Here is a 26,480-nt window from a genome sequence, read left to right on the forward strand (position 1 = left end):
TATTACTTTATGAAAAGGAGGGGACAGATGTTAACGATTAGTTTATGTATGATTGTTAGAAACGTACAATGTACGATTGAAAGATGCTTAGATTCGGTTCAGCATATAGTGGATGAGATTAATATCATTGATACAGGATCGACTGATCGTACGAAGGATATTGTCCAAAGTTATACCTCTCGAATTTACGATTTTCCCTGGTGTGATCATTTTGCCAAGGCACGAAATTTCTCCTTTCAACAGGCAACAAAGGATTATATTTTATGGCTTGATGCAGATGACGTCATGACACAGGAAGACCAGCACAAGTTGAGTCAACTAAAGCACTCTTTATATCCATCTGTTGATGCTGTAACGATGGATTATTACCTAACTCTTGATCAAGATGGTGTAGTGGAGTGTAGTGAACGAAAGTATCGTCTTGTAAAAAGAGCGAATCATTTTCAATGGGAGGGAGCTGTCCATGAAAATTTAAAGGTATCTGGTCAGCTCTATCATAGTGATATCGCTGTCACGCACTTACCAGTAAAAAAAGATATTCATCGTCCTATTCGTATTTATGAGGGGTTAATAAGGGAGGGGCATTCGCTTTCAGCAAGAGACATATTTTATTATGCGAATGAATTGAAACAGCATCAACGTTATGTGGAGGCGATTAATCAATATCATTTATTTTTGGATAGCGATATAGGTACTACAGATGATCGTATTGAGGCTTGTTTACATGTAGGGGAGTGCTATCGTCGACTACACGATGATCAACAAGCACAGCAAGCTATTTTGCAATCCTTCTTATATGATCGACCAAAGCCAGAAGCATGTTGCCGTATGGGCCAATTTTTTATGGAGCAATCAAAACATAAAGAGGCTATTTACTGGTATTCTCAAGCCTTGCAACAAGCTCCTGTCTATTCAATGACGATCCAAAAACGTTGTTACTCCACATGGCTTCCTCATTTACAATTAAGTCTGTTATATAGGGAGCTACGGTTATTTGAAAATGCCTATCAGCATAATCTAGAGGCACAAAAATGGAAACCAAACCATCCCGAAATAAAGGATAACGAAAAATACTTACGCAATCAATTAGGGGTATAAATCCTTTTATTGGAAAGGTACATCAATAAACAGGACATAAATAGCTTGGCCAATTAATACAGATACACCAACAACAATCGTCATAAAAATCACATTACGTGGTCTAAAATTTTTTGCCTCCATTAAAAACCTCCTTTAAGATAGAATATTCAGTCAATTAAAGATATGTTTAGATGGAATGAGTATGCATAAGAAAAGAGCAAATTCACACTAAATGTGAATTTGCTCTTGTTCATTAATCAAGCTTTAACCCTTTCAATGCTTCAGCAAGGGCGTTGTTTACAGGCTCTTCATCTTTTTGTTGTTTTAAATACTTTTGTACGGAGCGTTTATCAACCTTGCCTCCGCCTTCTTTTTTCCGTCTTGCCTCAAAGGCCGATAATTTTTCACGATAACCACATTTACACACAAAAATTTGACCATCGCCTTCTCCACGAAGCTCTAATTTTTTATGACATTGAGGACAGCGTGCATTTGTAGTACGTGAGACATTTTTACGATGACCACATTCACGATCTTGGCAAACAAGCATTTTTCCTTTTTTGCCATTCACCTCGAGCATCGGTTTACCACAATCTGGGCAGGATTTAGTAGAGATATTATCATGCTTATACTTTTTGTCACTACCTTTAATGTCCGTAACAATTTCCTTCGTATAATTTTTCATCTCGCTAATAAATACATCCTTTTTTAGCTTGCCCTTTGCAATAAGCTCAAGTTTTTGCTCCCAATCCGCTGTGAGCGCAGGTGATTTTAATTCCTCTGGCACTAAGTCGAGTAGTTGACGACCTTTAGAGGTAATATAAATATCCTTGCCACCACGCTTTTCAATTAAGAAAGAATTAAAAAGCTTATCAATAATGTCAGCACGTGTTGCCACTGTACCAAGACCACCCGTAGATTTTAATGTGTCGGCTAATTTTTTATCACTCGTTGCCATATATTTTGCTGGGTTTTCCATGGCAGATAACAAAGTGGCTTCATTAAAATGAGCAGGTGGCTTTGTTTGACCAGATGTTTGAGCAAGAAGTTTTATTTTTAAAATATCTCCTTTATCAATACGGGGAAGTATTTGTTCCTTTACATCATCTGCTGTGTCCTCATCCTCGAAGCGATGTTCATACACTTCCTTCCAGCCAGCTAATAAAATCGTTTTTCCACGAGCAATAAAACTTTCTTCGCCAATTTTTGCACGAAGTGTTAGCTGTTCATATTCAAAAGCTGGCAGTAGCACAGCTAGGAAACGCTTTACAACTAGATCATAAATTTTACGTTCTTTATCCGAGAAAGCAGAATAATTCACATAGCCCTCTGTTGGAATAATCGCGTGGTGATCAGATACCTTGCTATCATCGACAAAGGCTTTTGTTGGCTTGATTGGTTTAGTAAGCAGTTTGTTGGCGATGGCGCGATATTCACCTATACCACAAGCCTTTAAGCGTTCAGGTATTGTGGCTACAATGTCTTGAGAAATAAAGCGAGAATCCGTACGTGGATAAGTTAACACTTTATGTTGCTCATATAGCTTTTGCATAATATTCAATGTTTCTTTCGCTGAGTAGCCAAAGATTTTATTGGCATCACGCTGTAATTCAGTTAAATCATAGAGACCTGGGGCAAATGTTTTTTTAGGTTTTTTTTCAATGTCAGCGACGATGGCATGGCTATTTCCTAGTTTTCTTACCAACGTATCTATTTTTTCTTTATCAAAGCTACGACTATTACCATTTTGGTCTTGCCAAGTGAGCTTCAAGTTGTCCGTTGTTTGTGCTTCAATTCCATAATAAGTTTGTGCTTTAAAGTTTTTAATTTCATCTTCGCGCGTCGCAATTATTGCTACAGTTGGTGTTTGTACACGTCCACAGTTCAGCTGTGCGTTAAAGCGGGTAGTTAAAGCACGAGTAGCATTGAGCCCGATATACCAATCTGCCTCAGAACGAGCTACAGCAGAGGCATAAAGATTATCATAGGCTTTGCCTGGCTTTAGATTAGCAAAGCCATCTTTTATTGCCTTATCTGTTACAGAGGAAATCCATAAGCGTTTTAGTGGCTTTTTGATCTTCACCTTATCGAGTATCCAGCGAGCTACTAATTCACCCTCACGTCCAGCATCTGTTGCAATGATAATTTCGTTTACATCATTGCGTGTAAGCTGACTTTTGACCGCATTAAATTGTTTCCCAGTTTGTTTAATAACTGTTAATTTTAAGCGTTCAGGTAGCATTGGTAAATCTTCAAGATTCCACGTTTTATATTTCACATCATAACTTTCAGGGTCAGCTAGTGTGACAAGATGTCCAAGCGCCCAAGTAACGATATATTTATCTCCTTCAAGGAAACCATTTCCCTTTTTATTACACTTCAGTACACGTGCAATGTCACGTGCTACAGAAGGTTTTTCAGCGATTACTACGCTCTTTGCCATTGTTAACACCCTTTCATAGTTCCATGGTTTTAAATATAGCATAGGTTGAGTGGGTTGGCAGTTGAACTGTAGCGAAATTTGCTAAATATCGATGGAAAGAGTAAACATGTCAGACTTGGAGTTGTTATGGTACTGAAAATAGAAATTTCAGAAAAAACATTGAATTCAGAAAATAAATGTGCTAGGCTAGTGTACATAAAATGAAGCGAAGACTTCAAATATTAATAAAAAAAGGATGCACTTCTTTTATGGGGAATCAAACAATTCAGCAAATGATTCAGGAGAAATATCAAGAGTTGTCCAAAAGTCAGCAAAAGGTAGCTACATTCATATTAAAAAATTTACAGATAGTAGGAGTTCACTCCGCTTCATATGTAGGGGAAAAGGCTGGCGTAAGTGAAACGACAGTTATTCGCTTTTGTTACGCATTAGGCTTATCTGGTTATGCACAATTGCAACGTCAGGTGACAATGCATTTATTTAATAAAGGAAATGAAAGTAGTTTACAAAATTATTTGCAATCTAAGCAGGCTTTTTTTGAAAATCCACGTTTTTATGTAAAGACTATGGAAAAGGATGCATCTCGCATTTTATATATGGCTAAAAACATTGATGAGGAAGATTTTAATCGAGCTTCAGTATTGCTCCATGAGAAGAAAAAAATATACATTGCAGGGATTGGCTCCTCTCATTTAGCTGCACAATGGTTCCACTTTACACTAAATCTTTTGCGACCAAATGTTGTACTGTTAAATTTTGAGACAAGTGAGGTCATACGTGCAATCCAAGAGATTGATGAGGATAGCGTAGTTATTATTTTATCGTTTCACCGTTACTTTAAAGAACCGATCCAATTTGCAGCTGAAATACAAGAAAAAAAATGCGAAATTATTGGCATTACGGATTCACAAATTGCACCTATTACCCAATATGCAACCATTACCTTTGTGAACGAACAACAACAAGAAGTGTCCACAATAGATGCTATGCCAGCACTTATAGCATTTTTAAATACTCTAATAGCAGGAATGACTGCACAAAATCATGACTACTATGAAAATCAGCGCGTAAAATATGATGATTTCGAAAATAGCTTTTTAGCAAACCGATGGAGTTGACTACTATGAACCAAGTTTTACAAGAGTTACAGCCACGTCTTGCAGATATTTTTAGACATTTACATGAACATCCAGAAGTTAGCTGGCAAGAACATAATACAACACAATATATAGCAAATTTATTGAGAGAAGCCCAAATGGAGCCGCATCTTTTTGAAGATATGACAGGGCTTTATGTTGATATTGGTAATGGAATACCTAAAGTAGGGTTTCGCACGGATATAGATGCGCTTTGGCAGGAGGTTAATGGTGTCTTTCAAGCTAACCATTCTTGTGGACATGATGGTCATATGACGATAGCTATTGGGACTGCATTGCTGTTAAAGGATATGGAGCATCTACTTTCAGGTGCTGTACGCATTCTATTTCAACCTGCTGAGGAAAAGGCCCAAGGAGCGCGGGCATTTGTCGAAAAAGGTATTATGGATGATTTAGAATATTTATTCGGTGTTCATGTTCGACCATTAAAGGAATTACAGGATGGGGCGTATGCGCCTGCATTGTATCATGGAGCAGCAAAGCTTTTTACAGGGACCATTATTGGGGAGGAGGCACATGGCGCACGACCAGAACTTGCCATTAATGCAATTGAAGTCGGAGCAGCTATTGTCGAAGGTCTTCAAAAAATTTGGACGGATCCAAATATCTCTGCCTCTGTCAAAATGACACAATTTAATGCAGGAGGCACCTCTACAAATATCATCCCTGGTAAAGCAACTTTTAGTATTGATGCACGAGCTCAAACAAATGAAGTGATGCAAGTAATCACAGAGGGCGTGGAGCGTGTAAAAGCATCTGTTGAAGCGATGTATGGAGCCAAGATATTTTTACAGGTAGATGCCCATATAGTAGCAGCGGTAGTGAATGATGAAGCCTTACAGCATATGAAGGCAGCTATTATTGATGTAGTTGGAGAAAAGGCTTGTGCTTCACCAATTGTGACACCAGGAGGGGAGGATTTTCATTTTTATACCTATGAACGTCCAAAGCTTAAAGCAACAATGCTTGGATTAGGTTGCGGGGTTACTCCAGGCTTACATCATCCTCAAATGACCTTTAATCAAGATCGGCTTTTAATAGGTGTAAATATTATGACAAAAGCTATTTTGAGAGCATTATAAAGAATAGAAAGAAGAGATAGGTATGATAGATATTAGGGAAATCAAAACAATAGAACAACTTGAGCAAGTTCAGCAATTAGAGTTTGATGTGTGGGGAATGCCTGCTATTCCTCTCCACCAAACGCTTACAGCAGTGAAAAATGGGGGCATCGTTGTAGGAGCCTATCAAGAAGATAAATTAGTTGGTTTTAGTTATGGTTTTTCGGGTTTTCGACAAGGCAAAAGCTATCTATGCTCTCATATGTTAGGGATTGATGAAAAATATCGATCCCTTGGCATAGGTGAAAAGTTAAAGTACAAACAGCGAGCAATTGCTATTGATCGAGGCTATGATTTAATGGTGTGGACATTTGACCCCCTTGAAACCCGGAATGCTTATCTTAATCTATCTAAATTAAAAGGTATTTGTTATACCTATATTGAAAATTGCTACGGTGAAATGCAGGATGGCTTAAATAAAGGGCTTCCTTCTGATCGATTTGAGGTAAGCTGGCATTTAACTTCAGATTATGTGGTGAACAATACTGTAATAGAAGTAGCAAATGCAATACCTGTGGCAAGCTGTGAACTTACAAAGCAAGGTTTATTATGCTTAAAAATAACTGAAAATTTAAAATTTACTGAAGATTTTTATACGCTACCTGTACCTAAGGACTTTCAAGCTTTAAAAGTACAAAATCCTAGCTTAGCATTGGATTGGCGTTTCAAAACAAGAAATATACTAAAGCAGCTATTTTCAGCAGGCTATACCGCTATTCTATTGCAACAACAAGAATACTTTAACGAATATGTTTTAGTGAAAAAAGCAGCTTTAAATTTGGAAGGGGTAAATTAATATGAAAATGTCAGAAATCACAATACGACAATTGAAGATGAAGTTAAAAGCACCGTTTACAACAAGCTTTGGCACGTTTGAAGAGAGAGACTTTTTAGTCCTTGAGGCTAAAGATGAATCCGGGTTAATTGGTTGGGGAGAATCGGTTGCTTTTCATTCACCTTGGTACAATGAAGAAACACTTCAAACAAACTGGCATATGCTCGAAGATTTCCTAATTCCTCTTATTTTAAATAAAGAGATTCATCACCCAGATGAAGTGAGCCAATTATTTGAGCCAATTCGCAAAAACAATATGGCAAAATCAACGATTGAAGGAGCTATTTGGGATATATATGCGCAGCAAACTGGCCAATCCCTAGCAGCAGCACTTGGTGGTAAAAAGGATGAAATTGAAGTAGGTATTAGTATTGGAATACAAAATTCAATCGAGGAGTTAGTTGCGTTAGTTGACGGCTATGTAAAGGAAGGCTATAAACGCATGAAAATTAAAATAAAACCAGGCTGGGATGTAGAGGTTATGCGTACATTAAGGGAAATATTTCCTGATGTAGCCTTTATGGCTGATGCAAATTCAGCCTACCGTCTAGAAGATGCAGAAACATTGAAACAACTTGATGCATTTCAGTTAACAATGATTGAGCAACCACTTGCTTCAGATGACATTATCGATCATGCTTCATTGCAAAAATTACTTGAAACGCCAATTTGTTTGGACGAAAGTATCCATTCGTTAGAAGATGCACGGAAGGCTGTCGAGTTAGGGAGCACAAAAATTATTAATATAAAAATTGGTCGTGTAGGTGGCTTAACAGAAGCAAAAAAAATACATGATTATTGTGAGGCCCATAACATCCCTGTATGGTGCGGAGGCATGTTGGAGTCTGGTATTGGTCGTGCACACAATGTAGCCTTAACAACATTATCGAATTTTATATTGCCGGGAGATACTGCTGGATCAAATCGTTATTGGGAAAAGGATATTATTGAACCAGAAGTAGTTGTAAAAGGTGGTTATATTGAAGTACCACAGCAAGTAGGAATAGGTTATGAAATAAATAGGGAAACGGTTAATTCCTTAACAGTCGCACAGAAAACATATCAATAAATAGGCTTCAGTTTCAAATATTAGAATAGTAGGTGTTCTATGAAAAAAAGTTGGCAGATAGGTGGAGCATTTGTAGGCTTAATTGTTGGAGCAGGGTTTGCATCGGGTCAGGAAATTATGCAGTATTTTACAAGCTTTGGTTTGTACAGTATTATAGGTGCCATTGTCGCCACAATTGCTTTTGCATTTTTAGGGATGAGTTTAGCGCAATTAGGGACCGATCTACAAACAACATCACATAAAGAGGTTATCTATCATATTGGTGGACGATATGTTGGTATTATTTTAGATATCGTCATCACGTTTTTCTTATTTGGTGTCGCTGTTGTCATGTTTGCTGGATCAGGCTCGACATTTCATCAAATGTTTGGCATCAATCCAATGGTCGGCAGTATTTTTATGGTCGTTATAACCATACTAACATTACTATTAAATGTTAATAATATTATTAATTTGATAGCATTGGTGACTCCTTATTTAATGGGTATAATTTTTATTATTTTGATTTATTCTATTTTTACAATGGACTTATCCATTGCAGAGCAAAATACTTTAGCAAAAGCACAACCGTCTGCAGCGTCCAATTGGCTAATGGGAGCGCTACTTTATGTCTCCTATAATATCGCTGCGGGTGCAGCCATGTTAATTGTGATGGGTGGAACAGTAACAGATCGCAAAGTTGCTGGTAGAGGTGGACTACTTGGCGGTATAATGCTAGGTATTTTAATCGTACTCATCAATATAGCAATGTTTTCTAAAATAAATGTTGTCGATGGAGTAGCAATGCCAACATTAGAATTAGCAAAACAAATTCACCCTATAGTAGGAGTCTTAATGTCCATCGCTTTATTAGGCATGATGTACAATACTGCGGTGGGGATGTTCTATTCATTTACAGTTCGTTTTATTGCACCAGACCATAAATATTTTAAAGTGGGTATTGTAGTTATTGGATTAATAGGTTTTGCTGCAAGTTTAGTAGGATTTACTACATTGGTTGGTAAAGTCTATTCAACAATGGGCTACTTAGGTTTTGCGTTAATTATTGCTGTTATTATTTCATGGCTACGTAAACTACCGAAAGTTTTATAAAGAGGAATTTTTCCCTTGTGTTAAAACGAGGGGAATTTTTTTGTATTTTGTAATGAAAACAAAATGTACATCATACAGTTAATTTGTGTTCGTGAAATCGTTGAATGCTGTTTTAAGTAAACGTTATGCTCGAAATTATAGAAAAAAGCTATTTGTTGCTAGACACCAAATTTTGAGAATGCTATATTTATGTTGTCATAGTATTTTTATAATTAGGAAAAAATAGAATAATCTATGGATTTGAGTAGTTTTTCCTGATTATAAGGAGTGATGGAGTATAGAGCTAGATGAAGGATGATAGGTGCTTATGGTAAAGAAAACGTTAAAACAAAGAATTGTAGAAGCTTCAGTTGAATTGTTTCAGCAAGATGGTTATCACAATGTAACGGTGGATCGCATTGTGGATTATATTGGGGCATCAAAGGGTGGATTTTATCATAATTTTAAATCAAAAGATGAACTGTTATATGAAATTCATGATGTCTTTATTTCATATGTTATTCAACAATCACAGGATGCATATGACAAATACGATACACCTATTAAACGTCTATGTGCCATGCTGCAAACGCTGACACAAGTGTTCGATATGTATCAAGCACATATTACGATTTTTTATGAAGAGAGTCGTTCACTCTCAGATGAATATAGTGATATTATTCATAAAAAACGAGATCACTATCGAGACATCTTGCAAAAAGTAATAGCAGAGGGCCAGGAAGCAAAGGTTTTTCGTACAGAATTACCTTGTACGATTGTCACGATGGCAATTGTCGGGATGATTAACTGGACATACAAATGGTTTAAGCAATCGGGGCCATTAACAATGGAGCAAATCACAGATGTTTTTACTGATATGGTATTGCGTGCTATTGTGACGGAACAAGCAATGGATGAAGCTAAACAATTTATGATAAAGGGGTAGCCAGTAGGAAACACTGGTTTTATTATTTGTTTTTACAAACCGACTAGTCGGTATTTATCTGTAAGTGACGATCATTGAATTCCATCTATTATGGCAAATTTGACATTAGGGGGATTAGGGATGAATTTTGAATTAACAAAAGAGCAAGAGATGATTCGTGACATGGTGCGAGATTTTGCTGAAAAAGAGATTAAACCGTATGCTCGTGAGGTTGATGAGACATCAACAATGAGAATAGAGAGCTTTAAGAAGATGGCAGAACTAGGCTTATTGGGTATCCCATTTCCTGAAGAATATGGCGGCTCAGGTGGAGATACGGTGTCCTATGCTTTAGCTGTTGAGGAAATTGGTCGTGCATGTGGGGGGACAGGACTAAGCTATGCAGCTGCTGTTAGCTTAGGAGCTTCACCAATTTACAACTTCGGCACAGAGGAACAAAAGCAGGAATGGCTAGTTCCATTAGCAAAAGGTGAGACATTAGGATCATTCGGTTTAACAGAGCCTAATGCAGGTTCAGATGCTGGTGGCACACGTACTACAGCCGTTATTGATGGCGATGACTATGTTATTAACGGAGAAAAATGCTGGATTACCAATGCAGGGTACGCTCGACAAATTATTGTAACTGCAGTAACGGGTAAACGTGAAGATGGTAAAAAAATTATTTCCTCTATTATTGTGCCAACAAACACACCAGGTGTAACGATTAACTGTAATTATGACAAAATGGGTGTACGTGGCTCCAATACATGTGAAATTGTGTTGCAAAATGTTCGTGTCCCTAGAGCAAATCTATTAGGGGATGAAAAACGAGGCTTTAGCCAGTTTTTAAACACACTAGATGGTGGGCGTATTTCTATTGCCGCGCTATCTGTGGGGATTGCACAGGCTGCCTATGAAAAAGCATTGAAGTTTGCGCAGGAGCGTGAACAATTTGGTGCACCTATTTCGAAGCTACAGGCGATCCAATTTAAATTAGCCGATATGGCGATGGAAATAGAGCTTGCTCGTACATTAGTACATAAAGCGGCATGGCTAAAAGATCACAAGAAACCATTTGGCAAAGAAGCGGCGATGGCTAAACTATTTGCTTCTGAAATGGGTTTCCGTACATGTAATCAAGCTATCCAAATTCATGGTGGCTCTGGGTATATGAAGGAATACGATGTAGAACGCCATTTACGTGACATTAAGTTAATGGAAATCGGTGAAGGAACATCTGAAATTCAACGTCTCGTCATTTCTCGTCTAATTGGCTGTTAATCATAATCAATTATGCCTTGGCATAATTGTGTCCGGAATTGGCTTTGTGCTTGCACAAAGCAGTCCTTTCCGATTCCGTGACACCCGCTGAACAGTAGCTTAAATCAGCACTCATCTCACCATCTATAAAGGTGGGAGACTTCTGCTGAAAGAAGTTAAATAGCATGAATAAGGGGGATCTTCATGGCAGAGCTTGTGTATCAAACCATTGGTCAGTTGCTAGATGAACAATCTAAAAAGTATCCGCAAAACGAAGCGTTGGTCTATGCTGATAGGGGTTTACGCATGACTTATGAGCAACTAAATCGTCAAGCACGACTCGTGGCGAGAGGTTTAATGGCTTTAGGAATTGAAAAAGGTGACCATATCGCAGTATGGACAACAAATGTGCCTGAGTGGGTGCAGCTTCAATTTGGTACGGGGAAGATGGGTGCTCCTATCGTTACGGTAAATACCAATTATCGTGCAAGCGAGTTGGAGTATCTATTAAAACAATCTGATGCCAAAACGATTTTTTTAGTTGAAAATTATCGAGACCATTCTTTTATTCATACACTGCAAGAGTTATGTCCAGAGCTTGAACATTGTGAACCAGGTAATTTGCAATCAAAGCGACTACCTTTATTAAAAAATGTTATTTTAATCGGCGAAACCAAATATCCAGGTGTACTCAATTGGTCAGATGTTTTGACTGCTGCTGAGCAAGTAACCGAGGAACAGCTAGATCAAAGAGAGCAATCTCTTCATTATGATGATGTCATTAATATTCAATATACATCTGGTACAACAGGCTTTCCTAAAGGTGTGATGTTAACGCATTTTAATTTAGTCAATAATGCAGTCAACATTGCAGAATGTATGCAGTTAACTGCAGAAGATCGTTTATGTATCCCAGTGCCATTTTTCCACTGCTTTGGTTGTGTCATAGGGACATTAGCCATTACAACGAGTGGCGGCACGATGGTACCAGTACAAGAATTTTCACCTGAAGAAGTACTAAGGACCGTTCAGCAAGAACGATGTACAGCATTACATGGCGTGCCAACGATGTTCATTAGCGAACTTAATTTACCGAATTTTGCGTCTTTCGATCTGTCAACTTTACGGACAGGAGTAATGGCGGGTTCAAACTGCCCAATTGAGGTCATGAAAGCAGTCATAGAGAAAATGGGCATGAAAGATATTACAATCTGCTATGGCCAAACGGAATCATCACCAGTTATTACACAAACTAGAACGGATGACCCGTTAACATTAAAAGTGGAAACGGTTGGTCGTGCGTTACCAAATTTAGAAGTGAAAATTGTTGTTCCTGGTACGACTGAGGAGGCCCCAACAAATGAACAAGGGGAGCTATGTACAAGAGGCTACCATGTCATGAAGGGCTACTATAAAAACCAAGAGGAAACAGAGCTTGCTATTGATGAGGCTGGCTGGCTGCATACTGGAGATTTAGCAACGATGGATGAAGCGGGCTATATCCGTGTAACTGGACGGTTGAAAGATATGATTATTCGTGGAGGCGAAAATTTATATCCGAGGGAGATTGAGGAGTTTCTTTACACGCATCCGAAAATTTCAGACGTACAGGTTGCTGGTGTCCCTGACCCTGTATATGGAGAAGAGGCGGCAGCTTGGATCATTTTAAAAGATGGCGAACAGGCAACAGAGGAAGAAATTCGAGATTATTGTAGGGACAAAATTTCTAGACATAAAATTCCGCGACATATTTTCTTTATCGATAACTATCCTATGACTGCATCTGGAAAAGTTCAAAAATATAAATTACGAGAAGATTTTGTTATGACCGTAAAGTAAGGAGGGGCAGTGACTATGTTCAACAAGGTATTAATTGCAAATCGTGGGGAGATTGCTAGACGGGTAATCAGAACATGCAAGCGTCTAAATATTCATACGGTTGCTATTTACTCAGAGGCAGATGTTGATAGCTTACATGTAAAAGATGCGGATGAAGCTTATTGTGTAGGGAAGCCACCCGTTGCACAAAGCTATTTAAACATTGACCGCATTCTTGAAATTGCAAAAGAGAGTGGCGCAGAGGCTGTTCATCCAGGCTATGGTTTACTATCGGAGAATGTGAATTTTGCGAAACGTTGTACAGAGGCGGGTTTAGTCTTTATCGGACCAAGTGCGGAAGTCATTGCGTCAATGGGCAGTAAATTAGAGGCACGTAAAACAATGAAAGCTGCTGGCGTGCCTATTGTAGAAGGAGTAGAGGCTCCTGTGAAGGATGTTGCAGAAGCTACTGAAATCGCTGAACGTTTAGGTTATCCAATTATGTTAAAAGCATCTGCTGGCGGTGGTGGTATTGGGATGCAGCTAGTTGACAATGCTGAGGAGCTGGCTAAAGCATTTGAGGGAAATCAAAAGCGTGCGCAATCATTTTTCGGTGATGGCACGATGTATATGGAGCGTTTTATCGCTAATCCTCACCATGTGGAAGTGCAAATAATTGCCGATCACCAAGGCAATATAGTTCCGTTATTTGAACGGGAATGCTCTATTCAACGAAGAAATCAAAAAGTGGTGGAAGAAGCCCCATCACCGTTCATTTCACAAGAGACAAGAGATAAGATGCTAGAGGCTTCAGTGAAGGCTGTGAGACACATTGGATACGTCAATGCTGGAACGATCGAGTATTTGGTGGATAAAGATCAAAACTTTTACTTCTTAGAAATGAATACAAGATTACAGGTAGAGCATCCAGTCACAGAGGAAATTACAAAGCTTGATTTAGTAGAAGAGCAATTAAAAATTGCGGCAAAACTACCTCTTTCATTTACTAGGGAAAGTATTGCTAAAGATGGGCATGCGATTGAAGTGCGTATATACGCAGAGAATCCCTCCACATTTTTCCCTTCTCCAGGTACCATTACGGTTCTTGAATTACCAACAGGCGAAGGGGTTCGACATGAATGTGGTGTAGAGACAGGTTCAGCAGTTACACCATTCTATGATCCCATGATTAGTAAATTGGTGGTGTGGGGAGAAACAAGGGAAATTGCCTGTGAGAGATTAATTCAAGCACTGAAAGCGTATAAAGTGGAGGGTATTCAAACGAATATTCCGATGCTGTTAAAAACCGTTACACATGAACAATTTTTAAAAGGGAATACAACGACTAAATTTGTAGAGCAATATTATTTACCGCAATTAGCAGAAACAAAATAACAACTTTCATACATTCGTGCTTCTTTGAAGGGCGAATGTATGACTAAAATTAGGAGTGAAGGATAATGGCAACAGTAAAAGCAAGTATGGCAGGTACAGTGTGGAAAATCGTCGTAACAGAAGGAGAGAAAGTGACGGCAGGCCAAGATGTAGCTATTTTAGAATCGATGAAAATGGAAATTCCGATTGCAGCAGAAGAGGATGGCGTGGTAACGAAGATCATTGCCAATGAGGGAGACTTCATTAACGTTGATGATGATATTTTAGAAATTGAATAAGAGGAGGCTTCTTTAATGCAGCTACCTAAGCATGTCATGATCAAAGAAGTTGGTCCCCGTGACGGTTTACAAAACGAAAAAACGCATATTACAACTGTTGATAAAATACAATTAGTGAATTTATTGAGCCAAACAGGACTAACTTACATTGAAGTGACTTCATTTGTTCATCCGAAATGGATACCTCAATTGGCAGATGCTGTTGAGGTTCTTCAAGCTATTAAACGGCAGAAGGATATTACTTATGCAGCGCTTGTACCTAATATGCGTGGCTTAGAACGTGCATTACAGGCTGAAGTAGACGAAGTAAGTATTTTTATGTCTGCTAGTGAAAGTCATAATCAAAGCAATATTAATAAAACCATTGACGATACATTTCCTATATTAGAGGAAGTAGTAATAGGGGCTAAGGCTGCAAAGAAAAAAGTTCGAGGGTATATCTCAACGGTTATTGGCTGTCCATATGAGGGGTATATACATCCTGACAAAGTACTACGTGTAACAGATAAATTATTGGAAATGGGTGTGGCTGAAATATCGCTTGGTGACACAATTGGTGTTGGCGTGCCAACGCAGGTTGAGTATCTTTTAGAGGCGTTATTAAAAAGATACGATGCTGAAAATTTTGCCATGCATTTTCATGACACACGTGGGACAGCACTAGCCAATATTATGAAATCCTTAGAGATGGGTATGACCAAGTTTGATAGTGCGCTTGGCGGATTAGGGGGCTGTCCATATGCTAAAGGAGCTTCAGGGAATGTAGCTACAGAGGATTTATTATATTTATTCGATGAGATGGGCATTGAAACAGGAATAGATCGACAGAAAGTGCTAGAGGCAGCACTCTTTATTGAAGAGAAATTAGGCAAAGCGGTTGCATCGAAGCAAATGGCTATTGTCCGTAATGAAAGGAGTGCAAACCAACGATGACACAACTTGTTCGTTTGGAATTACTAGAGGGCAGCATTGGACTGATTACCCTAACAAGATCAGAAGCTGCAAATGCTATGTCTGTTCAGTTACTTCGTGAGCTGTCCGACATGCTCGATCAAATCAATGGAGATCCAGCAGTGCGTGTTGTCCTACTGACAGGTGCAGGAGAAAAGGCATTTTGTGCAGGAGCAGATTTAAAAGAACGTAAAGGAATGGCTGATCGACAAGTGAAGCAAATCGTACAGTTGATTGGTGCGACTGTGGCAAAAGTTGAGACACTTGCTCAGCCTGTCATTGCTGTACTAAATGGGGTAGCATTTGGCGGTGGATTGGAGCTGGCATTAGCTTGTGATCTACGTATTGCCGCTACACATGCAAAGCTTGGTTTAACAGAAACATCACTCGGTATTATCCCAGGTGCTGGAGGAACACAACGACTTCCACGACTAATTGGCCTTGGCAAAGCAAAGGAATTAATTTATACAGCACGTAGGTTGAGTGCGGCGGAAGCCAAAGATTATGGCATTGTTGAGTATGTTTATGAGGAACATGAGGTAATGGAAAAGGCACAACAACTTGCGCTAGAAATGGCAAAAAATGCACCACTCTCTCTAGTGCAAGCTAAAGTCGCAATCAATCAGGGTGTTGAGGTAGATTTAGCTACCGGGTTAAAAATTGAATCACTAGCATATAGTGCACTGATCCCAACAGAAGACCGATTAGAGGGCTTGTTAGCCTTCCAAGAGAAGCGAGCGCCACAATATTCAGGGAAATAAAGCGCTAAAAATGATTTTGGTGTAATTGATTGGGCAAAGGGAGGAAATAAACATGAGCAATATCTCGACAGAAAATACGCCACCTACAATGAAGGACAAAATTTTAACAGGTGGTTTACCAAAATATCATGATAAAAATGCACAACAAGGCAAGCTATTTGTACGTGAACGTCTTGAACTATTACTAGATGATGGTCTTCAATCAGAGGATGGCCTCTATGCAAACTGTTTAGCAGGGGATTTACCAGCTGATGGTGTTGTCACAGGTATAGGTAAAATTCATGGTCGCACGGTATGTGTGCTAGCTAATGATTCTACTATTAAAGCGGGCTCTTGGGGAAAACGCACAGTTGAAAAAATGATTCGTATTCAGGAAACAGCTGAAAAGCTGAATTGCCCATTACTATATTTAGTCGATTCAGCAGGTGCGCGTATTACAGATCAGTTAGAAATGTTCCCAGGACGCAGAGGAGCAGGACGTATTTTCTACAACCAAGTCAAGCTGTCAGGGAAAGTTCCGCAAATTTGCTTATTATTTGGTCCTTCCGCAGCAGGTGGTGCTTATATACCTGCATTTTGCGATATCGTTGTCATGGTAGAAGGAAATGCTTCTATGTATTTAGGATCACCTCGGATGGCGGAAATGGTTATTGGGGAGAAAGTAGATTTAGAGACAATGGGTGGCGCAAAAATGCACTGTTCTGTATCAGGCTGTGGAGATGTGCTTGTCAAAACAGAACAGGAGGCTATTACGTATGCTCGTAAATATTTAGGTTACTTCCCGAATAACTATGCTGAGCGCAGTAAGATAGAGGCACCTAAACCACCTGCTTCATTTGATAAATCTATTGAAGAATTAATTCCACAAAACCAAAATGTTCCTTTTGATATGTATAAATTAATTGAACGTATTATCGATGAAGATTCATTTTGTGAAATCAAAAAATTATTTGCACCAGAATTAATTACAGGTCTTGCACGTATTAATGGGCAATCCGTTGGGATCATCGCTAACCAACCTCGTGTCAAGGGAGGCGTGCTATTCCACGATTCTGCTGATAAAGCAGCGAAGTTCATTTCACTTTGTGATGCATTCAATATTCCGCTGTTATTCTTAGCAGACGTTCCTGGCTTTATGATTGGTACTCAGGTAGAAAAAGCAGGAATCATCCGTCATGGTGCGAAAATGATTTTTGCCATGAGTGAGGCAACTGTTCCTAAGCTAACGGTCATTGTGCGTAAAGCGTATGGTGCAGGTCTATATGCCATGGCAGGACCTGCCTTTGAACCAGATTGCTGTATTGCTTTGTCAAATGCACAAATTGCCGTAATGGGACCAGAGGCTGCTGTGAATGCTGTTTATGCCAATAAAATTGCAGAGCTTCCAAAAGAAGAGCAAGCAAGCTTCATTGCTGAGAAACGTAAAGAATACCAAGAGGAAATTGACGTGTATCGATTAGCATCAGAGCTAATCATCGATGATGTCATTGAGCCGAATGAGTTACGCAAGGTGTTAGAAAATCGCTTAGAGCTTTATATGTCCAAATACTTATTATTCTCACAACGTAAGCATGGGGTAAACCCAGTATAAACATACTTATTGAAAGGCTGTCTCTGCTGTTAAGAGGCAGCTTTTTTTGAATGATTAATTTTTTCAGCTACTTGCATGCCATAGAGCAGCATATTAAAATATGGGAAGGAATAAAGGGAAGTGGGTGTTAAGCTTGTCTAAAAACAACATAACGGATGTTCACGGTAATGCCAAGCTCCCATTACCGTATCGAGATGTCATTGATACATATTATTTGCCCCTCAAGGTCATGGGGTGGATCTTATTTAGCATCTATTCATTTATAGCTTTTTATAAATTGGTCATTGATCGCTTAGTAAATGTAGTAGTTGTTTTATTGCAAGGCGATTATTCTATCGGCGACTTAGGTTTGTTTGATTATAGTAGTTGGCGACTAACTACTAATTTTGTTCCCTTTGAAACGATTCTCCGCTATATAAACTACTCTCAATATTTTAATTGGGATATCATAATCGTTAACCTTCTTGGCAACTTATTAATTTTTACGCCAATGGGTTTTTTATTGCCATTATTGTCGAAAAAATTTCGCAAAGCATGGGTCATTATTTGTTTGGGCTTTTTTGCTAGTCTTGCTGTAGAAACCATTCAATTCATTTTTACAGTGGGTTCTGCGGATATTGATGATTTAATTTTGAATACGATTGGCGCATGGCTTGGCTATATAGCTTATAAAGGGATCTTAATTAGACCTAAAAAATGAGAAAGCAGTCCTGTTTTAAGGGCTGTTTTTTGCGTTAATAAAAATTTTGTTTAAAGAATGCTTACTGTAAAATGAATGTATGGATTATACGCTTAAAAATAGAGTCTTTATACCTAGCACTAAAAATAATTAGTATCTCTTTAGGTGGTTAGTATTAATTTTTGCTTGAATTTAATAGTGAAAATTCCGATAATGAGTGTACAGAAACTGTTCAGACGGTATAGATATAGTGAAAGAAGATATTTTCATATCTAGTATCTTATTAGCATATGAAGATAGAAGGGCGAGGTGAAAACTATGAAAATATCAAATTTAAGGGAGCAAGAGAGAATTTCATCGCAATATAATCGTAAAAAAATCTTGCAACGAAAAGAAGCCGGAGAAGCTTATCGCAAAAATGCGATGTATTTCCAGCCAAAGAAAAACCCAGCATTGCTTGAACTTGAAAATCTACTGTTAGGGCGTACCGATCAAGACTTATTTGAGCAGCAACAAGAAAAGTCAAAAGAAGTTACTCCTCAACAGCAAGCCATAATGGAAGACTTGCGACAAACAGAAAAGAATGTACGTGCTCATGAGCGATCCTATAAAGAAGGTACTAGTGATAGCGCAGAATCTTCTACTGTCGTCAATCCAGAGCAAAATGACACATTGCAAATTTTAGAGCAGGTGCGACATGCCGCATTAGCATCGACAGAGCCTTCTCCTCAAGATTTACAGGTGGCACAAAGCGTGAATGCGCAAATACAACATATATTAAACGATTCGTATACTGAAGAGGGCAAAATAGGTGAAGAAGAACCATCCTTTGTACGTGACATCATGGAAGTGAAGGTTCCTGAACGTTTCTCGAAGGAATTGAAATTGGATCCATTTGCAGATACAATTTTCGGTAAGAACTATGAGACTGCATTTAAATTAAGAACATTCCATCAGGTATCGGAAAAATATGCGGCTCATGTTCAAATGACGAAAAATGGCTATCGTCCAGACACGGACTCTATGTTCTCTTTGATAGCCTGATGCTGTAGATAGGAGATTATTGACATGGCAAAGGCAAAGCATGCGAAAACAAATGCAATTCGATTATTAGAACAACAAAAAATCCATTTTGATGTGATTGAATATGAAACGGGAGACGGTCAAGTTGATGGTGTCTCTGTTGCAGAAAAAATTGGTCACCCTGTCACGCGTGTGTTTAAAACATTGGTAGCAAAGGCAAGCGCACAAAAGCTATTTGTATTTATCATTCCAGTGGCAGAGGAGCTGGATTTAAAAGCTGCCGCAAAGGTAGTAGGGGAAAAGAAAATCGAAATGCTAGCGGTAAAGGATTTACTTGGTTATACCGGTTATGTACGTGGCGGATGTTCACCAGTGGGGATGAAGAAGTTATATCCAACAGTAATAGATGAATCTGCCCTAGGGCAAGATAGTATTATTGTGAGTGCGGGGAAAATAGGTATGCAAATCCATGTTCAGCTAGACGACTTGAAAAATATGACAAAGGCACAGCTTGCCCCTATTACAACTACCCATGTGTGAGAGAATGGGTAGTTTCTTTATGTATAATGGACAATCAAGTACAAGCGCAGTCTCTCAATTTTTTATAGAAAATGTGATACAGTTAGAGCAATATCATGCATAGAGAGAGGGATAGGAAATGCGTAAGATAATGGGGTGGCGTTGGACATTTTTTATTAGTGGCCTAATTGTGATGTCACTTGGCATCACGATGTCGATAAAGGGGAAAATTGTTGGCACAAGCCCTTGGGATGTCTTGCATGTTGGGTTATTTCAAAATTTTGGGTTAAGTATTGGGACATGGTCTATTATAACAGGGCTCTTTATAGTTGCTTCAACATCGATTGTGTTACGTGAATGGCCAAAGATAGGCACTTGGCTGAACATGCTGCTCATCGGCTCCTTCATTGATGTATTTAATTTGGTGCTGCCATCTACTGATGTTTATGGCTTGCAGATTACATATTTTATCATTGGTTTATTTGTTTTAAGTTTTGGCTGTGGGATGTATATTGCACCGAATATGGGTGCAGGTCCACGAGATACTTTAATGATGATACTTGTTGAAAAGTTTGGTGGCTCGATTAAAACAGCCAGAATGGGCATCGAAGTTCTGGTGACCATTGTTGGCTGGCTTTTAGGAGGACCAGTTGGCGTAGGGACGGTATTAATCGCTCTAACCTCAGGCTATATTGTGCAATATTCATTACCGTATTGTCGTAAAATATTAATGAAATGTATTGGGCATATAGAAGGAATGAAGCCATTCTATTAAACGATGAAGCTACTTAGATCTGTAAAAGATAGAAGTAGCTTTTCATCTTTTTTAGCGTTCTTTCATATAATGCAGGGCAGAAGCTAAAGGAGGAACGACATTTGAATGGAAATGTAACGTATTATTTTGGACACGCATTGACTGGGCAAGGTGTGAAACATTTATATAAAGAGATGATAGAAGAGGCGGAGCTTGTTTACTTTTTGCAAGGTGCCCCCACATTTAAAGGATCAGAGCTGTTAAAAGAGCTAGGGTATTTTTATGTGAAGCAGGGCTTTGCAGTCGAATGGTTTAAGCATGCTTTATTAGAGGAAGTAGTTGAGGCCGTTTATGTAAAGGGCTGTAACAGACTTTTTGTATGGGCCTCTGAATGGAATATCGAGCCAACTTTACTCGGTACAAAGCATCGCGTCATGTCCTTTTATGATTGTTTAGAGGAAGTACAGCTTGAAAAGGTTGGGGAGCAGCTTGCTGAGGCGATGCAGGAGCGTGCAACTTGGCGTGAAAAATGTATTGCAAAGCTGGATCAGGCAATCAAGCTTCATGATGACTGGGAGATTATCACGCAAAGCTGTATGAACTGGCAGGCATTAAATGAACAAGTGGAAAATTTAAAGACAGAAGTGTTCCAGTCAATTGTTTTAAATAAAACGGGTATACGGACACATCGTTTACTTGGAACACTAACGCCTAGAGGTGCGGAAAATACAGTTGAAAGTATTACAAAAAGTATAACGACTCGCTTCATGATTAAAGGTAAGCCTGGTACAGGTAAGTCTTCATTAATGAAGGGTTTAGCGGATGAGGCCAATGCTAGAGGTCTTGATGCACAAATTATATGGTGTGGTTTAGATGCAGGTTCAGTGGATATGGTCATTATTCCAGAGCTTAATTTCTGTATCTTTGATAGCACAGAGCCCCATGTCTTTGATCCACAGGATGGTAGATTAGGGGACAAAATTTTTGATATTGGGCAACATTGTGCACTTTCAGAGGAGGCAGAAACAGCAATTGAGGCAGTTCGAGCACACTACAAAGAAGCTATCCAGGATGCAATGGGTCATTCAAAGCGTTATGCTGAAGCCGAATATACAATCCGCCGTCTAGTGGATAATTGTCTATCCGCATCCTTATGGCGTGAAAAAACAGCGCCATTATTCGAAAGATTAACAAAGTAATGTAGCTAATGGCTTGCATGTGCTAAACTAGGAGCTAGAACAGTTTTCCTAGGAAAGGATGATACGCTTGTCAAAAGTATTGAATGCATTTTTAGATGAAAACCTACAAGCCTTACATGAACAAGGCTTATACAATGAAATTGATCCAGTAGAGGGAGCTAATGGCCCGATTATTCAAGTCCGTGGCAAAAATCTTGTTAACTTATCCTCTAACAACTATCTTGGCTTAGCAACAAATGAAGAATTAAAGCGTATTGCCAAAGAGACAATTGATAAATACGGTGTTGGTGCAGGTGCTGTTCGTACAATCAACGGGACACTTGATTTGCACGTTAAATTAGAAGAAAAGCTTGCTGAATTTAAAGGAACAGAAGCGGCTATTTCTTATCAATCTGGCTTTAATTGTAATATGGCAGCCATTTCAGCTGTAATGGATAAAAATGATGCGATTCTATCTGATCAATTAAACCATGCCTCTATTATTGATGGTTGTCGTTTATCAAAGGCGAAAATCATTGCGTTTAATCACTCCGATATGGATGATCTACGTGCTAAGGCAAAAGCAGCTAAAGAATCAGGATTATACAATAAAATCATGGTCATAACAGATGGTGTATTCTCAATGGATGGTGATATTGCTAAATTACCTGAGATTGTGGAAATTGCTAAAGAGTTTGATTTAATTACGTATGTCGATGATGCACATGGTTCAGGTGTAACAGGTAAAGGCAAAGGAACTGTGAAGCATTTTGGATTAGAAAAAGAAATTGACTTCCAAATTGGTACACTATCAAAAGCTATTGGTGTTGTGGGTGGCTATGTAGCAGGTAAGAAAAATTTAATTGATTGGCTGAAAGTTCGCTCTCGTCCATTCCTATTCTCAACAGCTCTACCACCTGGTGATGTAGCAGCCATTACAGCAGCTGTACAAATGCTGATTGATTCAACAGAGCTGCACGATAAGCTTTGGGATAATGGCAACTATTTAAAAGCTGGACTGGAGAAGCTTGGCTTTAATATCGGTGCATCTGAAACACCGATTACGCCTTGTATCATTGGGGATGAAAAGCTGACACAGGAATTTTCAAAACGTCTTTTTGAAGAAGGCGTTTATGCAAAATCAATTGTTTTCCCAACTGTGCCAAAAGGTACAGGACGTGTTCGTAATATGCCAACAGCGGCACATACAAAAGAAATGCTGGATGATGCGATTGCGATTTACGAAAAAGTTGGTCGTGAATTAGGCGTTATTTAATAAGAAAAAGGCTTCCTCATGGATGGGGAAGCCTTTTTGTGTGATAGAAAGTTGAAAGTGGTGGATAAAAGTGAAAAAATAGTCGATAGCAGCTCATAACTGATCGATAGCCACCTGAAAGTAGTCGATAGCTTTATTTCGAACCTATAATTTTGGCTGTTCTTAATTGCTGAATGTCTTCAGCGGAGATATTCAAAGCCTGTAAAATCTCCTCATTATGTTGTCCTAAAGTAGGAGCTGCACTTGTTAGGTGACCTGGTGTTTGTGAGAACTTGGCTGGGAAGCCTAATGTACGCATCGGTCCTGCAGTTGGGTGCTCATAGGACAAGACCATGCCACGCTCTAGAATATGTGGATCATTTAATGTTTGATCGTAGGAATAGATTGGGCTAGAGGGTACGCCGTGTTCATCCAATAGCGCTAGCCAGTAAGTAGCTTGATGCTTGATTAATTCGCTCTCAATTTCTGCCTCCAGTACTTTCACATGTTGGGCACGTGAATAGTTGGTAGCAAAGAGGGGATTGTCTAACCAATCAGGTCGGTTGATAACTTTTGTTGCAAAAATCTCCCATAGCTTTTGATTGCCAGCACCTATTAAAATATAGTCGTCCTGCGTTTTGAAACCTTGATAGGGGGCGGATACCCGATGTGCTGTTCCAGTCCGCTCCGGTAGTTCGCCATGTCCAAAGTAAGCAGCGGCCTCCCATACAGTCCATGCTAGACCTGATTCCACTAAGGAAACATCAATATATTGCCCCTCGCCACTACGCAGCTTATAAATATAGGCCATTAAAATAGATTGTAATGCTGTTTGAGCAGCAGCAATATCATTCACGGCAAAGCCGACTTTTACAGGTCGACCATCCGCTTCACCCGTCATATGCATTAAACCATTCAGACCCTGTGCCATAATATCATAGCCACCCTTTTGACTATACGGACCCGTTTGTCCATAGCCTGAAATAGAGCAATAAATAAGACCAGGATTGATAGCTTTTAATGTGTCATAATCAATACCAAGCTTTTTTGTGACACCTGGTCGATAGTTTTCCACAAGGACATCAACAGATTGGATAAGTTCTTTAAATAAAGCTAATCCCTCTGGCGTTTTTAAATTAATACAAACCCCTTTCTTATTGCGATTGACCATCATATACATATGGCTTTCTTCATTTATAAAAGGACCCATTGTACGGGTATCGTCTCCATTTGGATACTTCTCAATTTTGATAACCTCTGCACCCATATCTGCTAAGACCATCGTGCAATAAGGACCAGCTAATACTTGCGATAAATCAACAACTCTTAATCCTTGTAATGCTTGTTTCATTTAACCACAGTCCCATCGTGTTTGACTAATGTGATGTTGCGTAATCCTTTGATAGAGGTTGCACCTGCTAAAGCGATGGAAACCTTTAATTCATCATAAAGATTGGTCATCACCTTTTCGACGCCCTGTTGTCCTTCAAGGGCTAGCCCATAGACGAAAGGGCGTCCGATTGCAACGGCATCCGCTCCTAAAGCAAGTGCTTTTAAAGCATCCATGCCACGATAGACACCACTATCTAAAATAATAGGAATTTGTCCATTCACAACTTTCGCAATAGCAGGAAGTGCATCAAGTGAACCAATAACACCATCTAATTGACGGCCACCGTGGTTTGATACAATAATGCCATCAATACCATTGTCGATAGCTAGCTTCGCATCTTCAGGATGTAAAATTCCCTTCAATAGTATAGGAAGGTTTGTACGCTTTTTTAATTCTCGAACATGCTTCCAATTAAGTGTTGGGTGGAAGACATTTTGCAAGACACCTTGTACGTAGGACTCGAATGAATCATCAGGTAAAGTGGCTGTAAAAACGGGATCATTCATATAATTGCCTCGTGCATAGCCTAGCTTCAATGGTGAAAATTGATTGCGGACATCTTCTTCACGCCAACCAAGCATTACTGTATCGACAGTTAAGACAATCGCTTCAAATCCGGCTGCCTCCGCTCGTGCCACCATACTAAAAGCGATTTCTTCATTAGTAGACCAATATAATTGAAACCATTTTGTTGCAGAAGGAGCAGCTTGAGCAACTTCTTCAAGTGCATAAGTGGAAACGGTGCTTTGAATATAGGGCATGTTTAAATGCTCGGCAGCACGTACTACAGCAAGCTCACCTTCATCATGAACCATTCCGTTCATGCCGACGGGAGCAAAGAGCAATGGAGTTGGGTATGTTTTACCAAACAAATTAATCGATGTTTGAACATTTGAAACATCCTTTAAAAAGCGAGGAACTATAGAATACTTTTCGAAAGCTGCACGATTATTGCGCAGTGTTTGTTCACCACCAGCACCTGAACGGATATAGCCAAAAGGTCCAGCTTCGATTTTTTCCGCTACGGCCTTTTCTAAATCTGCAAAGCAAATGGGGAAGGGGGCTTGTGCAGTAATATTTTTTAAGAGTAGATCACCATCAGTTATGTTTGTCATCGTTACTACCTCACTTATTTATTGAAAATAGGCTTTCTTTTGTTTAAGAAGGCTTGAATACCTTCGTTATAATCATCTGAACTAAATGAATTAAGAACGATCTGTGCCAGCTCATCGCTTTCTTCGTTTTCACCATCTACAATTGCTTGGATCATTTTTTTGATGCCTGCGTTTGCAATGGAGGATTTACTTAATAGATGTTCAGCAAAATGCAGCGTGGCACTTTCAATATCCTCTGGCTCATGTAAGGCTGTGATTAAACCGATGTTTTTTCCATCTTGTGCTGTAAAAATGTTGGCTGTGTATAAAATCTCTTTCGCCTTGGCAACACCAACAAGATTGATGAGACGCTTTGTACTTTCAAGATTATAGACAATACCAATATTCGCCGCTGTGATGCCAAGCTTACTCTTTGGTGTCGCCATTCTAAAATCACATGCGTTGGCTAGTTCTAAGCCACCACCAATGGCTAAACCCTGAATCATAGCAATCGTCGGGTGAGGAAATTTATAGAGGGTATCAATCGCCTTTAGAGCCAAATCATTATAGGCTTTGGCATTGTCCGCGGCATAACGAATATCTAAAAACTCGCTAATATCGGCACCAGATGAAAAGGCTACTTCATTAACGCCACGGACAATTAAGAGCTTAATAGAAGAATCTACACGTAGCTGCTCAAGTTGCTCTACTATGTTCTGAAACATCGCCTTTGATAAGGAATTCCGTTTATCAGGTCGGTTTAACACTAACGTTGCAATATAACCATTTTTCTCTACATAAATTTCAGTTGTCATTGTCATTCTCCT

Annotated in this window: 24 protein-coding genes; 20 read left to right on the plus strand and 4 right to left on the minus strand. The window is 39.1% G+C overall.

Features of this window, described 5'->3' with window-relative positions:
* Positions 1–27: 27 nt before the first annotated feature.
* Positions 28–1,098 carry a glycosyltransferase gene (locus MHI04_RS02125; RefSeq protein ID WP_342535310.1) on the plus strand — a complete coding sequence of 357 codons (1,071 nt, stop codon included), beginning with the start codon at positions 28–30 and terminating at the stop codon, positions 1,096–1,098.
* A gap of 235 nt (positions 1,099–1,333) precedes the next feature.
* On the opposite strand, the gene MHI04_RS02130 is transcribed toward MHI04_RS02125, so the two are convergent.
* A complete protein-coding gene (locus tag MHI04_RS02130; RefSeq protein ID WP_340810261.1) occupies positions 1,334–3,523 on the minus strand; it encodes a DNA topoisomerase III in 2,190 nt (729 codons plus the stop codon).
* Between the two features lie 248 nt (positions 3,524–3,771).
* On the opposite strand from MHI04_RS02130, the gene MHI04_RS02135 reads away from it, so the two are divergent.
* The 19 genes from MHI04_RS02135 to MHI04_RS02225 all read left to right on the plus strand — a co-directional run bounded on the left by MHI04_RS02135 (position 3,772) and on the right by MHI04_RS02225 (position 23,187).
* Entirely contained in the window at positions 3,772–4,641 is an 870-nt protein-coding gene (locus tag MHI04_RS02135) for a MurR/RpiR family transcriptional regulator (protein ID WP_036117502.1), read from the plus strand.
* A 5-nt stretch (positions 4,642–4,646) separates the two neighbouring features.
* The gene (locus tag MHI04_RS02140) at positions 4,647–5,762 is read left to right on the plus strand and encodes a M20 peptidase aminoacylase family protein (protein WP_058843608.1); all 1,116 of its coding nucleotides are present in this window, start codon (positions 4,647–4,649) and stop codon (positions 5,760–5,762) included.
* Positions 5,763–5,784: 22 nt separating this feature from the next.
* A complete protein-coding gene (locus MHI04_RS02145) occupies positions 5,785–6,597 on the plus strand; it encodes a GNAT family N-acetyltransferase (RefSeq protein ID WP_036117498.1) in 813 nt (270 codons plus the stop codon).
* A gap of 1 nt (position 6,598) precedes the next feature.
* Complete coding sequence (gene menC, locus MHI04_RS02150; RefSeq protein ID WP_101966475.1) at positions 6,599–7,705, plus strand: o-succinylbenzoate synthase; 1,107 nt, start codon at positions 6,599–6,601, stop codon at positions 7,703–7,705.
* A 39-nt stretch (positions 7,706–7,744) separates the two neighbouring features.
* Entirely contained in the window at positions 7,745–8,797 is a 1,053-nt protein-coding gene (locus MHI04_RS02155) for a hypothetical protein (protein WP_101966474.1), read from the plus strand.
* Between the two features lie 307 nt (positions 8,798–9,104).
* Positions 9,105–9,722 (plus strand): TetR/AcrR family transcriptional regulator, encoded by a 618-nt coding sequence (locus MHI04_RS02160; RefSeq protein ID WP_036117492.1) that lies wholly within the window; start codon positions 9,105–9,107, stop codon positions 9,720–9,722.
* Positions 9,723–9,842: 120 nt separating this feature from the next.
* Positions 9,843–10,985: an acyl-CoA dehydrogenase gene (locus tag MHI04_RS02165; protein ID WP_036117490.1), complete on the plus strand. Its 1,143-nt coding sequence runs from the start codon at positions 9,843–9,845 to the stop codon at positions 10,983–10,985.
* A gap of 183 nt (positions 10,986–11,168) precedes the next feature.
* Positions 11,169–12,803: an AMP-binding protein gene (locus tag MHI04_RS02170; RefSeq protein ID WP_036117488.1), complete on the plus strand. Its 1,635-nt coding sequence runs from the start codon at positions 11,169–11,171 to the stop codon at positions 12,801–12,803.
* A 15-nt stretch (positions 12,804–12,818) separates the two neighbouring features.
* Positions 12,819–14,177 (plus strand): acetyl-CoA carboxylase biotin carboxylase subunit, encoded by a 1,359-nt coding sequence (locus MHI04_RS02175; RefSeq protein ID WP_036117487.1) that lies wholly within the window; start codon positions 12,819–12,821, stop codon positions 14,175–14,177.
* A 65-nt stretch (positions 14,178–14,242) separates the two neighbouring features.
* Complete coding sequence (locus MHI04_RS02180) at positions 14,243–14,455, plus strand: acetyl-CoA carboxylase biotin carboxyl carrier protein subunit (RefSeq protein WP_004225532.1); 213 nt, start codon at positions 14,243–14,245, stop codon at positions 14,453–14,455.
* A 15-nt stretch (positions 14,456–14,470) separates the two neighbouring features.
* Complete coding sequence (locus tag MHI04_RS02185; protein WP_036117483.1) at positions 14,471–15,388, plus strand: hydroxymethylglutaryl-CoA lyase; 918 nt, start codon at positions 14,471–14,473, stop codon at positions 15,386–15,388.
* A complete protein-coding gene (locus MHI04_RS02190) occupies positions 15,385–16,167 on the plus strand; it encodes an enoyl-CoA hydratase (RefSeq protein ID WP_330493609.1) in 783 nt (260 codons plus the stop codon). The genes MHI04_RS02185 and MHI04_RS02190 overlap by 4 nt, the downstream gene beginning before the upstream one ends.
* A 52-nt stretch (positions 16,168–16,219) precedes the next feature.
* Complete coding sequence (locus tag MHI04_RS02195; RefSeq protein ID WP_058843613.1) at positions 16,220–17,758, plus strand: acyl-CoA carboxylase subunit beta; 1,539 nt, start codon at positions 16,220–16,222, stop codon at positions 17,756–17,758.
* 124 nt (positions 17,759–17,882) lie between these two features.
* Positions 17,883–18,458 carry a VanZ family protein gene (locus MHI04_RS02200; RefSeq protein WP_231744989.1) on the plus strand — a complete coding sequence of 192 codons (576 nt, stop codon included), beginning with the start codon at positions 17,883–17,885 and terminating at the stop codon, positions 18,456–18,458.
* Between the two features lie 297 nt (positions 18,459–18,755).
* Positions 18,756–19,481 carry a hypothetical protein gene (locus MHI04_RS02205; protein WP_330493608.1) on the plus strand — a complete coding sequence of 242 codons (726 nt, stop codon included), beginning with the start codon at positions 18,756–18,758 and terminating at the stop codon, positions 19,479–19,481.
* 24 nt (positions 19,482–19,505) lie between these two features.
* Complete coding sequence (gene ybaK / locus MHI04_RS02210) at positions 19,506–20,000, plus strand: Cys-tRNA(Pro) deacylase (protein WP_141903935.1); 495 nt, start codon at positions 19,506–19,508, stop codon at positions 19,998–20,000.
* A gap of 118 nt (positions 20,001–20,118) precedes the next feature.
* On the plus strand, positions 20,119–20,754 hold the full coding sequence (locus MHI04_RS02215) for a YitT family protein (protein ID WP_036117471.1): 636 nt from the start codon (positions 20,119–20,121) through the stop codon (positions 20,752–20,754).
* Positions 20,755–20,855: 101 nt separating this feature from the next.
* Positions 20,856–21,932, plus strand: coding sequence for a nucleotide kinase (locus MHI04_RS02220; protein ID WP_036117469.1), 1,077 nt, complete (start codon positions 20,856–20,858; stop codon positions 21,930–21,932).
* 58 nt (positions 21,933–21,990) lie between these two features.
* Positions 21,991–23,187, plus strand: coding sequence for a glycine C-acetyltransferase (locus tag MHI04_RS02225; protein ID WP_342535311.1), 1,197 nt, complete (start codon positions 21,991–21,993; stop codon positions 23,185–23,187).
* A 133-nt stretch (positions 23,188–23,320) separates the two neighbouring features.
* Here the strand turns inward: MHI04_RS02225 and MHI04_RS02230 are convergent, their stop codons facing one another.
* The 3 genes from MHI04_RS02230 to MHI04_RS02240 are packed head-to-tail and all read right to left on the minus strand — an operon-like array spanning position 23,321 to position 26,468.
* Positions 23,321–24,517, minus strand: coding sequence for a CoA transferase (locus MHI04_RS02230; RefSeq protein ID WP_340833684.1), 1,197 nt, complete (start codon positions 24,515–24,517; stop codon positions 23,321–23,323).
* On the minus strand, positions 24,514–25,674 hold the full coding sequence (locus MHI04_RS02235) for an alpha-hydroxy acid oxidase (RefSeq protein WP_342535312.1): 1,161 nt from the start codon (positions 25,672–25,674) through the stop codon (positions 24,514–24,516). Before MHI04_RS02235 ends, MHI04_RS02230 begins: the two co-directional genes overlap by 4 nt.
* Before the next feature lie 14 nt (positions 25,675–25,688).
* On the minus strand, positions 25,689–26,468 hold the full coding sequence (locus tag MHI04_RS02240) for an enoyl-CoA hydratase-related protein (protein WP_058843617.1): 780 nt from the start codon (positions 26,466–26,468) through the stop codon (positions 25,689–25,691).
* Positions 26,469–26,480 lie beyond the last annotated feature (12 nt).

Source organism: Lysinibacillus sp. FSL K6-1151 (assembly GCF_038630755.1).
Lineage (GTDB): Bacteria > Bacillota > Bacilli > Bacillales_A > Planococcaceae > Lysinibacillus > Lysinibacillus fusiformis_D.